Annotated in this window: 12 protein-coding genes, 1 other RNA gene and 1 other annotated feature; of the genes, 11 read left to right on the top strand and 2 right to left on the bottom strand. The window is 40.5% G+C overall.

Annotation, left to right across the window (positions count from 1 at the left end; all coding sequences use genetic code 11):
* Nucleotides 1–2 precede the first annotated feature (2 nt).
* From dtd to IHV09_RS15990, 7 genes are all read left to right on the top strand, one after another.
* Complete coding sequence (dtd, locus tag IHV09_RS16015; protein ID WP_197264956.1) at nucleotides 3–446, top strand: D-aminoacyl-tRNA deacylase; 444 nt, start codon at nucleotides 3–5, stop codon at nucleotides 444–446.
* A 66-nt stretch (nucleotides 447–512) separates the two neighbouring features.
* A complete protein-coding gene (locus IHV09_RS16010; RefSeq protein WP_197131240.1) occupies nucleotides 513–686 on the top strand; it encodes a hypothetical protein in 174 nt (57 codons plus the stop codon).
* 43 nt (nucleotides 687–729) lie between these two features.
* Nucleotides 730–960 (top strand) — a binding site (T-box leader).
* Between the two features lie 146 nt (nucleotides 961–1106).
* On the top strand, nucleotides 1107–1232 hold the full coding sequence (locus tag IHV09_RS22685; RefSeq protein WP_255520105.1) for a hypothetical protein: 126 nt from the start codon (nucleotides 1107–1109) through the stop codon (nucleotides 1230–1232).
* Nucleotides 1233–1264: 32 nt separating this feature from the next.
* A complete protein-coding gene (gene hisS / locus IHV09_RS16005; protein WP_197131238.1) occupies nucleotides 1265–2533 on the top strand; it encodes a histidine--tRNA ligase in 1269 nt (422 codons plus the stop codon).
* Nucleotides 2534–2547: 14 nt separating this feature from the next.
* On the top strand, nucleotides 2548–4326 hold the full coding sequence (aspS, locus tag IHV09_RS16000) for an aspartate--tRNA ligase (protein ID WP_197189507.1): 1779 nt from the start codon (nucleotides 2548–2550) through the stop codon (nucleotides 4324–4326).
* A 91-nt stretch (nucleotides 4327–4417) separates the two neighbouring features.
* Nucleotides 4418–4598, top strand: a non-coding RNA gene (ssrS, locus tag IHV09_RS15995) — 6S RNA.
* A 117-nt stretch (nucleotides 4599–4715) separates the two neighbouring features.
* Nucleotides 4716–5483 (top strand): tRNA threonylcarbamoyladenosine dehydratase, encoded by a 768-nt coding sequence (locus IHV09_RS15990; protein ID WP_197131234.1) that lies wholly within the window; start codon nucleotides 4716–4718, stop codon nucleotides 5481–5483.
* Nucleotides 5484–5799: 316 nt separating this feature from the next.
* Here IHV09_RS15990 and IHV09_RS15985 read toward each other — a convergent pair whose 3' ends face one another.
* Both IHV09_RS15985 and IHV09_RS15980 read right to left on the bottom strand, forming a co-directional pair.
* On the bottom strand, nucleotides 5800–6648 hold the full coding sequence (locus IHV09_RS15985) for an RsfA family transcriptional regulator (RefSeq protein WP_197264955.1): 849 nt from the start codon (nucleotides 6646–6648) through the stop codon (nucleotides 5800–5802).
* A 124-nt stretch (nucleotides 6649–6772) separates the two neighbouring features.
* Complete coding sequence (locus IHV09_RS15980; protein WP_197264954.1) at nucleotides 6773–8107, bottom strand: AAA family ATPase; 1335 nt, start codon at nucleotides 8105–8107, stop codon at nucleotides 6773–6775.
* Nucleotides 8108–8262: 155 nt separating this feature from the next.
* On the opposite strand from IHV09_RS15980, the gene IHV09_RS15975 reads away from it, so the two are divergent.
* The 4 genes from IHV09_RS15975 to mnmA are packed head-to-tail and all read left to right on the top strand — an operon-like array spanning nucleotide 8263 to nucleotide 11647.
* Nucleotides 8263–8973: a YczE/YyaS/YitT family protein gene (locus IHV09_RS15975; RefSeq protein ID WP_328084053.1), complete on the top strand. Its 711-nt coding sequence runs from the start codon at nucleotides 8263–8265 to the stop codon at nucleotides 8971–8973.
* Nucleotides 8906–9325, top strand: coding sequence for a cysteine metabolism transcriptional regulator CymR (gene cymR / locus IHV09_RS15970; RefSeq protein WP_144698865.1), 420 nt, complete (start codon nucleotides 8906–8908; stop codon nucleotides 9323–9325). The genes IHV09_RS15975 and cymR overlap by 68 nt, the downstream gene beginning before the upstream one ends.
* A gap of 14 nt (nucleotides 9326–9339) precedes the next feature.
* Nucleotides 9340–10479, top strand: a complete 1140-nt coding sequence (locus IHV09_RS15965; RefSeq protein ID WP_197264953.1) for a cysteine desulfurase family protein — start codon at nucleotides 9340–9342, stop codon at nucleotides 10477–10479.
* 40 nt (nucleotides 10480–10519) lie between these two features.
* Nucleotides 10520–11647 (top strand): tRNA 2-thiouridine(34) synthase MnmA, encoded by a 1128-nt coding sequence (gene mnmA / locus IHV09_RS15960; protein WP_197264952.1) that lies wholly within the window; start codon nucleotides 10520–10522, stop codon nucleotides 11645–11647.
* Nucleotides 11648–11816 lie beyond the last annotated feature (169 nt).

Below are 11816 nucleotides of genomic sequence, written 5' to 3'. Positions count from 1 at the left end.
CAATGAAAGTAGTATTACAGCGTGCTAAAGAGGCGAAGGTCTTAGTCGATTCTGATGTTAAGGGCAGAATTGACAAAGGGCTTGTCCTCTTAGTTGGTGTTACACATGAAGATACAGAGAAAGATGCCGATTATATAGCCGAAAAGATCGTAAACCTTCGTATATTTGAAGATGAAAATGAAAAGATGAATCTTTCATTAAAAGATACAGAAGGAAGCATCCTTTCTATTTCACAGTTCACGTTATATGGAGATACAAAAAAGGGAAGACGTCCAAATTTTATGGACGCCGCTAAACCTGATCACGCCATTACTATGTATGACTATTTTAACGACAAGCTTAAAAGCTTAGGAGTACATGTGGAGACAGGTGTATTCGGTGCGATGATGGATGTTTCGTTTACGAATGATGGACCAGTAACCTTAATCTTGGACTCTAAAATATAAATTGAACATGAATGAAACCTCCGCCTTGATGGAAAGACTAAATCAAAAAAAGGTGGAGGTTTTTTTATGAGGCAGAACCGGAAAGGCATAGAAGGGATCCCTCAATGGAAGCAGCTGAGCTTTCATGATTTTCTTTCTCTCGAAAAATCAGCAAACGATATGGAGCTTGCTGAAGAATTTGGAATGAATCTATATCAAGTCAATCAGTTAAAGAAAAAAATTAAACGCGAAAACTATTGACATCACACCCCATCTAAAAGTATGATAATCTACAATTCCAAAATGAAAACTGATGACGAAGAAAAGTAGCTTTACCCCACAGGGTTAGAGATGAGATACCATGGCTGAAAGTATTTCTCCCTGATGATAAAGTGAAAGACACTTCATAGGTTTTAATTCGAACGGTTAAGTTTTGACCTCAGTAGAGTTACACGTGGGCAATCGTTACTTGCATAATGAGGAAGCTTCTTTAGCTTCGAAGCAGGGTGGCACCGCGGGAAATCCCGTCCCTTATGAAATGACTGATTTCATAAGGGACGGGATTTTTTTATTGGTTTTTTTATAAAAGGCTATCTTCTAAAGGGTTGTTTCTATTTTGATCTTCGCTGACTTCGTTGATTGTAGTGAAAGGTGCGAGACTCCTGCGGGACAGGTGGGCAGGTGAGACACTTAAAAGTGAAACTTACGAATGTGGCTCACCGCCTGCCCCGCGGAAAGCGAGCACCTGTAATGGAAATCAACACTTACAAGAGCAACATTGAGAAGAGAACAGCCTTTTATCTTTAACGAACAACCAAAAAACGGGAGGATGAAAGAAAATGAGTATTAACATTCCAAGGGGAACGAAAGATATACTCCCAGGAGAAGTAGAAAAATGGCAGCTGATCGAACAAAAAGCAAAAGAAGTATCAGCTCGATTCAATTATAAAGAGATTCGAACACCGATCTTTGAGCACACTGATCTGTTTCAACGCGGTGTAGGAGACTCAACAGATATCGTTCAAAAAGAGATGTATACGTTCAATGATCGAGGTGACCGCAGCTTAACTCTTCGACCAGAAGGAACAGCGCCTGTAACTCGCTCTTATGTTGAAAATAAATTGTTTGGATTACCAGGTCAGCCTGTAAAACTCTTTTACATTCAACCTATGTTTCGATACGAAAGACCTCAAGCAGGTCGATATCGTCAATTTGTACAGTTTGGTATTGAGGCGATGGGTTCCGCCGATCCTGCCATCGATGCAGAGGTAATTTCACTTGCGATGACGGTATACAAAGAGCTCGGCTTGAATAAGCTCCGTCTTGTGTTGAATACGTTAGGTGATGCTGAGAGCCGTAAATCTCATAAAGAAGCTTTGATCGCACACTTTGAACCTAGAATCGAGGAATTCTGTTCCGATTGCCAAAATCGTTTATTGAAGAATCCTTTAAGAATTTTAGATTGTAAAAAAGATCGAGATCATGAGCTCATGAAGAGCGCTCCTTCAATTCTTGAACACTTAAACGAAGAATCAAAAACGTATTTTGAAGAAGTGAAAACGAGCTTAGATGCGATGAACATCGAGTATGTGATCGATCCAACGCTCGTACGTGGACTTGATTATTATAACCATACTGCTTTCGAGATCATGAGTGAGGCTGAAGGGTTTGGAGCCATCACAACACTTAGTGGGGGCGGCAGATACAATGGTCTTGTTGAGGACCTTGGAGGACCAGCTACGCCAAGCATAGGATTTGCGATGAGCTTAGAACGCTTGTTATTAGCACTTGAAGCAGAAGGTGTCACACTTGAAACAGAAGAAGAATTAGATTGTTACGTTGTTGCACTTGGTGATGAAGCGAAACAAAAATCAGTAGCGATCTTAAGTCAGCTTCGTCAAGCAGGGATAAAGAGTGACAAAGATTATTTAGATAAAAAGATGAAAGCACAATTTAAAGCAGCTGACCGATTAAAGGCGAAGTTTGTAGCTATTTTAGGTGAAGAAGAACTTTCAAAAGGAATCATCAACGTTAAGAATATGGATTCTGGAGAACAATCAGAAGTAGCGATCGAGAAGTTGAGCACATTTTTGAAGCAAGGCAAATAAGGAGGACACATCTCATGGAATATCGCACACATCAATGCGGAAAGATTACAGAACAATATATCGGTGAAAAAGTAACAATAACAGGATGGGTACAAAAAAGACGTGACTTAGGTGGACTGATCTTTATCGACCTGCGTGACCGTTCTGGAGTTGTTCAGATCGTATTCTCACCAGAAGTTTCATCTGAAGCGTTAGAAACGGCTGAAAAAGTAAGAAGTGAATATGTTTTAACGATCACAGGAAAAGTACTTGAGCGTGATCCAAGCACGGTAAACCCAGCTATGAATACGGGTAAGATTGAAATCTCTGGAGAAGAAGTTAAGATTTTAAACAGTGCAAAAACACCACCTTTCTCCATCAGCGAAGATATGGACATTACAGAAGACATTCGATTGAAGTATCGCTATCTAGATCTTCGCCGTCCGATCATGCAGGAAACGTTGAAGATGAGACATGAAGTAACTCGCTATATCCGTAACTTCCTAGAGAACGATGAATTTATGGAGATGGAAACACCGATGCTTACGAAGAGCACACCTGAAGGAGCGCGTGACTATCTAGTACCAAGCCGTGTGCACCCAGGAGAATTCTATGCATTGCCGCAATCTCCACAATTATTTAAACAGCTTTTGATGGTTTCAGGTTTTGAAAAATACTATCAGATCGTTCGCTGTTTCAGAGACGAAGATCTGCGCGCAGACCGCCAGCCAGAATTTACACAAGTCGATATCGAAACTTCTTTCATGGGTCAAGAACCTCTTTTAGCTATGATGGAAGAGATGATGACAGGGCTCGTTAAAAAAGTAAAAGGTGTAGAGATTCCAAAGCCATTCCCAAGAATGACTTATAAAGAAGCAATGGATCGTTATGGTTCAGATAAACCGGATACGCGTTTCGGCCTAGAGCTTATCAACGTATCAGAAATCGTTAAGGATTCTGGATTTAAAGTATTTGCAGCAGCGGTTGAAAACGGCGGTCAGGTTAAAGCGATCAACGTTAAAGGCAAGGCAGCAAATTATTCTAGAAAAGATATTGATGGTTTGACTGAATTCACTGCTCGATATGGAGCGAAAGGCCTTGCTTGGATGAAAGTCGAAGCAGAAGGGTTAAAAGGACCTATTTCAAAGTTCTTTAACGAAGAAGATGCAGCAAACTTAACGAACGCACTACAAGCAGAAGAGGGAGATCTGTTGTTGTTTGTAGCAGATAAGCCGTCCGTTGTAGCAGACAGCCTAGGTGCGTTAAGACAAAAGCTAGCAAAAGATTTAGATCTGATCGATCAATCAAAACACAATTTCTTATGGGTCGTTGATTTCCCTCTTGTGGAATACGATGAGGATGCAGATCGTTTTGTGGCGCTGCACCATCCATTCACGATGCCGAAGATAGAAGATCTTCACTTAATGGATTCCAATCCTGCTGAAGTAAGAGCGCAAGCGTACGACTTAGTTCTTAACGGTTATGAGCTAGGTGGCGGGTCTCAGCGTATCTACCAACGTGATGTTCAAGAAAAAATGTTTAAAACATTAGGATTCACCGAGGAGGCAGCGCGTGAGGAGTTTGGATTCCTTTTAGAGGCTTTCGAATATGGAACGCCTCCACATGGTGGAATAGCGCTAGGGCTTGATCGTATAGTGATGTTATTAGCTGGTAGAAGTAACTTAAGAGACACGATTGCTTTCCCTAAAACAGCTTCTGCATCATGTTTACTTACGAATGCACCATCTGCTGTAAATGAAAAACAGCTTGATGAACTACACCTGTCAGTTAAAGTGAAACAAGAAACCAAGTAAGTGAATATTTAGAAAAATACGAATCGTCTTAAAAAGAGACACATTTTGTCTTGTATTTGAATTACTCGTATGATAGTATGAATTTAAGCGATGGGTCCTATGGTGACCGTTAACAACCCGAAAGTTTTGAGCCAACATTAAGTATTAGGGAGTTTGTGTTTTCACACAGCGTCCATGCCCTGAAAGCTAGGGGACGGACAAAATGCGAAACAGGGCACCCACCTGCGAGAGCAGGTTCAAAACTAAGGGTATACGGCATTTTTGGGGCTCATTTTTTTGTGCGAAAAAAACCAAGTAAGCATATTGATTTTGTTTTCAAAAGTGGATATGCTGATAAAGATGCATTTTCTTTATTTTATGTGCACGTCTGAAAGGAGATTTCGCTAAATATGCTTTATCAGTTCTCAAGAAATGAACTTGCCATTGGAAAAGATGGAATAGAGGTCTTAAAAAACTCAACTGTTGCGGTGCTTGGAATCGGGGGAGTAGGTTCCTTTTCAGCTGAAGCACTAGCTCGCTCAGGAGTTGGACGTTTGATCCTTATCGATAAAGATGATGTCGATATCACGAACGTGAATCGTCAAATACATGCACTTGTAAATACCGTTGGACAGCCAAAAGTGGATCTTATGAAAGAAAGAATCGCGCTTATTAATCCAGAGTGTGAAGTAATCGCTCTTAAGATGTTCTATACGGAAGAAACGTATGAACAAATCTTTGAATATGGGCTTGATTTTGTAGTTGATGCTTCTGATACGATCTCCTATAAGATCCACCTCATGAAAGAATGTTTGAACCGCAAAATTCCGATCATCTCGAGCATGGGAGTTGCGAACAAACTAGATCCAACGCGCCTTCAGATCGTTGATATCTCTAAGACGAGCTATGACCCGATCGCTAAGGTTATTCGCCAGCGTCTAAGAAAAGAAGGAATCACAAAAGGAATTCCGGTCGTATTCTCAGATGAAAAACCAATCCAGATCCGTGAAGAAATTCGTAAAGAGATTGTACCAGAGAACGCTCCTGGCATTCGAAAAGCGAAGATGCCTCCATCTTCAAACGCATTTGTTCCATCTGTTTCAGGACTTTATATGGCAGGTTACGTGATCAACAAAATTATTGAAGATAACAATATAAAGATTGAAAGAGTCCGATAAATTTTATTGAAGAAGAGTCCTGACTGATCTAAAGTCAGGGCTTTTTTTCGTCTATTCATAAATTTATTATTACTTATAAATGTGGGTGAGTGGAATTGTGCTTTTCAGTAGGACGTTGCGAAGAAAATGTTCTTCTTAAATGAACACTACGAATTATTACGAGGTAATCTCGAATAATTCCAGGGTAATTTGAAATTTATCCAGGTATAAACAAAATAATTCCGCAGATAAAATAATTTATCCGATTTTAAAGCAAAAATCCACACAAAAAAATGACTCACAGGGATTAAAGCTTAACCCTATGAGTCATCTATTATTATTTTGCTAGTTTTTCTAGATTTCCGTTCTTGTCCATGCGGAAGGTAACGTTTGGATTCGTATCTTCGTCTTGGAACAATACCATTTTTCTTGCGCGATCCATGATCTGAATCAATGCTTGATAATCTTCCTGAACCGTTTGGTGCTCTTTCTCAAGAACAGAAAGCTGATCTTTCATCACTTTGTTCTGTTGCATCAACTCGTTCATCTGAAGACGAAGTTCCATGTTTTCTTGAACGAGCTTGCCACTCGAAGTACCGTTTCGCTTTAACCCACTTAAGAAATCTATGACTTCATCAAGTGTAAGACTACTTTCATTACTAGCTTGTGGCTGACGATAAGCGATCGGTGATGAATGTTGTTGTGACCCTTGTAAGCTTGTAACTTCTGTTGCCTCTGACTCTGGTTGCTGAACAAAACTCTGTTGTTCTGAAACTGCAGCTGAAGATGCAGCTGGTGTTAAAGCTGTTGTGTTTCTTTCATACGTAAAAGGTGTTTTGAAGAACTCTTCAGGATGATAGGTTTCATCATCATGCATCTGTGGAGCATTATTCGATTGCACTGGCTTAGCTGCAGGTTTCGACTGTTGTTGTTGCTGCTGAGACCTTGCTAGTGCACGCTGACGTTCTTTTCTTTGTTTTTTAGCGATCTTTAATGCTTGTTCGTATTTTTTTCTTACGATTGCATTCCATCTGAAACCAACTGCTGCACTCGTACGCTCTAATTTATCTCCAACCTCTTCAAAAGCATGCAACTGTGTGCTTCCTTCACGGACATGGCGTAAGACTGTTTCGGCAAGCAATAGATCGTCTTCTTCTGACCAGGCGTCCTGTCTGATTTTTGACACGGTAATCCTCTCCTTAGCTACAAAAATATTCATTTGATATTTTCATGTTTACCAATCAGAGAGAATCCTATACACACTTCTGAAGAACTTTTGCTAGTTTGCTAAGTTATAAAGTCTCATAGATTTACTTTCCTTTTTTCTTACGATCATTAAAATAGTCAAGGCGCTTCTTTATATTCTTTTCAAAACCACGTTCAGTGGGCTCATAGAAAGTCTTACCTTGCAGATGTTTCGGTAAATATTCTTGAGGTACGTATCCGTCTTCGAAGTTATGTGGATATTTATAGTCCGCGCCATGTTGAAGCTGTTTTGCTCCTTTATAATGAGCATCACGAAGATGGATGGGAACGAGTCCTGTTTTTTCTTTTTTCACTGCATCAAGCGCTTTATCGATTCCTGTTATCACTTTATTACTTTTAGGAGCAGTTGCTAGGTATAATGTGGCTTCTGCAAGTGGAATACGAGCTTCAGGCATACCGATAAAATCAGCTGCATAACTAGCAGCATGGGCAACTAATAACGCGTTTGGATCAGCTAGACCGACGTCTTCTGCAGCATGAACGAGCAGTCTTCGAGCAATAAAGCGAGGATCCTCGCCTGCATAAATCATTTTCGCAAGCCAATACAGAGCTGCGTCAGGATCTGATCCGCGTATGCTTTTAATGAAAGCGGAGACTGTATCATAATGGTTGTCTCCTTTTTTATCATATTGAAGGACTCTTTGTTGAATAGATTCTTCAGCAATTTCTAGTGTGATCACAATGTTGCCGTCTTTATCTGGTTTGGTTGTTAACACAGCAAGCTCCACCGCATTAAGTGCTGTTCTTGCATCTCCGTTTGAAATAGATACGATATGATCGACTGCATTTTTTTCCATGGTGATCGGATGCTTGCCATATCCTCTCTCTTTATCAGAAAGAGCTTGTCGGATCACTTTCGCTATATGTTCATCTGTTAGTGGTTCAAAGCGAAACAACCGAGACCTTGATAAGAGAGCGGGGTTGATCTCAAACATTGGGCTCTCTGTTGTTGCGCCAATCAAGATAACCGATCCGTCTTCCACGTATGGAAGGAGGGCGTCTTGCTGACTTTTGTTAAAACGGTGGATCTCGTCGATAAAGAGCACCGTCTTTTTTTCTTCTAATAATAGACGGTCTCTCGCAGCTCCCATGATGACTTTAAGATCAGCCACTCCAGATGTAACTGCATTAAGTTGTTCGAACCATGCAGATGTAGAATTCGCTATGATTTTTGCTAAAGTTGTTTTGCCCGTTCCTGGAGGTCCAAAAAAAATCATCGGTGTCAGCTGATCGGCTTCGATCGCTCGTCTTAATAGCTTACCTTCTCCAGCGATATGCTCCTGACCGATAAATTCCGTTATTTTTCTTGGGCGCATGCGGTTAGCAAGAGGTCTTTTTAAAGAATGGGAGCTTTCATCTTTATAAGAAAACAAGTCCATTACAATCATCCTTCCGTACACTTGTTCTAATCGTCATATGACAATACTATACAATAGTACATCATGCAAGTTGAAATGATTTCATGCTATAATAAGCTTTAGATTTATGGAATCAAACGAAATGAGACAACTTAATAGGGGAAGGATTTTGCATAGTGAAAGACCAAAAGCATTCAAGATGGAACAAGTTTTTGTTTCAGTGGTCTGTATTTTTTATTGGATTATTTATTATGGCCTTTGGAATCGCCCTTATGATTAAGGCAGACCTCGGAAGTGCTCCGTGGGACGTTCTTCATATCGGACTGTTTGCACAGTTCGGACTATCGATCGGAACATGGTCGATCATTATGGGATTCTTCGTCATCTTAGCTACATCCTTATTAACAAAAAAGAAACCTCAATCAGGTGCCTTTTTAAATATGGTGTCTGTTGGTTTGTTTATTGACTTTTATTTATGGCTTCCTTTTTTTCATGATCCTGTAACTGATTTTGGGAAATGGATGTTCTTAATCATCGGAATCTTAATCTTAGGTTTTGGTATCGGGCTATATATTTCATCAGACTGCGGTGCAGGACCAAGAGATAGTCTGATGCTCGCTCTTACAGAAAAATCAGGAATGAAAGTTTCAAATATTCGACTTCTAATGGAATTTGTTGTTCTGTTTTTTGGTTGGATGTTAAAAGGACCCGTTTCGTTTGGAACGATCCTTTTTTGTGTAACGATAGGAGCAATCGTGGGTAGGACCCTTCCGTATTGCCAAAAATTAGTGAAGTTTGTTTTAGAACGGAGTGAACAATATGAAGATATCAACAAAAGGTCGGTACGGATTAACCATCATGATGGCATTAGCAAAGAGATCAGGTGAAGGTCCGATCGCATTGAAGTTAATCGCAAAAGAATATAGTCTATCCGAACATTATTTAGAGCAGCTTATTGCTCCGCTTAGAAATGCAGGACTTGTTAAGAGTATCCGCGGTGCATATGGTGGGTATATGTTGGCAAAAGAAGCATCCACGATTACTGCTGGAGACATCATTCGTGTACTTGAAGGACCTATCTCTCCCGTTGAAGTATTGGATGATGAAGAGCCCGCAAAAAGAAATCTTTGGATCAAAATCCGAGATGCTGTAAAAGATGTATTAGATTCTACAACACTTGAAGATTTGGCAAACTATGAAGATGAGGGCGCACAGGACGCTTACATGTTTTATATATAGGAAGGAAATGAGCAATGAAAAACGTTTATTTAGATCACGCTGCAACCTCTCCTGTTCATCCTGAAGTTATAGAAGAGATGATTCCGTTTTTAACCGAACATTTTGGGAATCCTTCTAGCATCCATCAATACGGAAGACAGACTCGTAAAGCTCTTGATGATGCGAGGACCATGATTGCAACTTCTATAGGTGCTTCACGTAATGAGATCATTTTCACAAGCGGCGGTACAGAAAGTGATAACCTTGCTATTCTTGGTACAGTCTCTGCTCTAGAGAAAAAAGGAAAGCATGTTATTACGACAGAAGTAGAGCATCATGCTGTACTTCATACTTGTCAGGAGCTTGAAAAAAGAGGTTTTGACGTCACATATTTGTCTGTTGATGATAACGGAAGAATTTCTCTAGAAGAACTTAGGAAATCCCTTAGAGAAGATACGGTCCTCGTTTCGATCATGTTTTGTAACAATGAAACAGGGACAACACAAGACATTAAAGAAATCGGAAGCCTATTGAAGGAAAAAGAGATCTTGTTTCATACAGATGCAGTGCAAGCCTATGGCTTAATATCAATCGATGTAAATGAACTGAACATTGATCTGTTAAGTGCTTCTGGACATAAGATCAACAGTCCAAAAGGATCTGGGTTTTTATATGTAAAAGAAGGAGTTCCTTTTCTGCCTCAAGGCTTCGGCGGTGAACAAGAGCGAAAGCGCCGTGCTGGAACGGAGAATGTAGCAGGAATCGCTGCCTTACGAAAAGCGGCATCGATCGCTGAAAAAGAAAGAGAAGAACGCTTTAGTCAATACACAACGTATAGAGATACGATGAAAAGAATATGGACAGAAGAAGAGATATCTTTCATAGAAAACGGAAGTCCTGATCATTTTCTGCCTCACATTCTAAATGTAAGTTTTCCAGGTGTGAAGACCGAAGTGCTTTTAGTCAATCTAGATCTTGCTGGCATCGCAGCTTCTAGCGGATCAGCTTGTACGGCTGGCTCACACGAACCTTCACACGTTCTAAAAGCGATGTTTGGAGATGATGAACGCACAAAATCATCTGTTCGTTTTAGCTTCGGTCTAGGTAATAAATTGGAAAATATTGAATATGCTGCCCTTGAGACAGCAAAAATCGTGAAACGTTTAGCAAAATAAGTTACAATGTTTGTCATATGAATGAAATGAGGTGGACACGATGCAAACAGAATCAAACAAAAAGGCACCTCAAGATACACGAGTAGTTATTGGGATGAGCGGCGGTGTGGATTCTTCCGTTGCCGCACTTTTACTGAAAGAGCAAGGCTATGATGTGATCGGGATCTTTATGAAGAACTGGGATGATACCGATGAGAATGGCGTATGCACGGCAACAGAAGATTACAACGATGTGATTGCGGTCTGCAACCAGATCGGCATTCCATATTACGCGGTGAATTTTGAAAAAGAATACTGGGACAAAGTATTCACGTACTTTTTGGAAGAATATAAAGCTGGACGAACACCTAATCCAGATGTGATGTGCAACAAGGAGATCAAATTCAAAGCATTTCTTGAGCATGCCATGAACTTAGGTGCTGATTATGTAGCAACTGGCCATTACGCACGTGTGGCTGAAATAGATGGAGAAGTAAAAATGCTTCGAGGCGTTGATGAGAATAAGGACCAAACTTATTTTCTTAACCAGCTTTCTCAGGAACAATTAAGTAGGGTATTGTTTCCGATTGGTGAGTTGAAGAAGCCTGAAATCCGTAAAATTGCGGAGGCAGCTGGACTTGCTACCGCAAAGAAAAAGGACTCTACGGGTATTTGCTTTATTGGAGAAAGAGACTTCAAAGAATTCTTAAGTCAGTATCTGCCTGCAAAGCCTGGTGATATGCAAACGTTCGAAGGTGAAGTGAAGGGCAAGCACGATGGACTCATGTACCACACGATCGGTCAGCGCCATGGCCTTGGAATCGGTGGTAGCGGAGATCCTTGGTTCGTTGTCGGTAAGAATTTAAAAGACAATATATTGTATGTTGAACAAGGTTTTCATAATGAAAAACTTTACTCTGACAGCTTAAAAGCTGTAAAAGCAGGATTTGTTTCTGACAAGCCGCTACCTGCTACTTTTAAGTGTACGGCGAAGTTTAGATATCGTCAGCCTGACATGGGTGTAACCGTTCATGTGATGGAAGACGAAACGCTGCATGTAGTCTTTGATGAAGCGCAACGTGCGATCACACCTGGACAAGCTGTCGTGTTTTACGACGGAGAGGTTTGCTTAGGTGGAGCAACAATCGACACGGTATACAAAAACGACGAAGCAATCACTTATCTATAAAAGAATGTGGAAAAACTGGCTTACTAGGACAGGAAACGAACTAGTATCGCCAGTTTTTTTGCGTTATTGAAATAAGGTGCTCATGCAGCGGCATATCTATGCTCGCTGCATGAGCGATTCCAGAGATTTATGAGCGATTCCAGAGATTTATGAGCGATTCCAGAGATTT

Source organism: Fictibacillus sp. 23RED33, assembly GCF_015903925.1.
Lineage (GTDB): Bacteria > Bacillota > Bacilli > Bacillales > Fictibacillaceae > Fictibacillus > Fictibacillus phosphorivorans.
The sequence above is the reverse complement of the archived record's forward strand: the minus strand, read 5'-3'. Positions and strand labels throughout refer to the sequence as shown.

What these genes read in the sequence shown, in the direction of transcription:
- mnmA (WP_197264952.1), top strand. Translation starts at nt 10,520, where the DNA reads ATGCAAACAGAATCAAACAAAAAGGCACCTCAAGATACACGAGTAGTT.
- IHV09_RS15965 (WP_197264953.1), top strand. Translation starts at nt 9,340, where the DNA reads ATGAAAAACGTTTATTTAGATCACGCTGCAACCTCTCCTGTTCATCCT.
- IHV09_RS15990 (WP_197131234.1), top strand. Translation starts at nt 4,716, where the DNA reads ATGCTTTATCAGTTCTCAAGAAATGAACTTGCCATTGGAAAAGATGGA.
- dtd (WP_197264956.1), top strand. Translation starts at nt 3, where the DNA reads ATGAAAGTAGTATTACAGCGTGCTAAAGAGGCGAAGGTCTTAGTCGAT.
- IHV09_RS16010 (WP_197131240.1), top strand. Translation starts at nt 513, where the DNA reads ATGAGGCAGAACCGGAAAGGCATAGAAGGGATCCCTCAATGGAAGCAG.
- cymR (WP_144698865.1), top strand. Translation starts at nt 8,906, where the DNA reads ATGAAGATATCAACAAAAGGTCGGTACGGATTAACCATCATGATGGCA.
- IHV09_RS15980 (WP_197264954.1), bottom strand. Translation starts at nt 8,107, where the DNA reads ATGGACTTGTTTTCTTATAAAGATGAAAGCTCCCATTCTTTAAAAAGA.
- hisS (WP_197131238.1), top strand. Translation starts at nt 1,265, where the DNA reads ATGAGTATTAACATTCCAAGGGGAACGAAAGATATACTCCCAGGAGAA.
- aspS (WP_197189507.1), top strand. Translation starts at nt 2,548, where the DNA reads ATGGAATATCGCACACATCAATGCGGAAAGATTACAGAACAATATATC.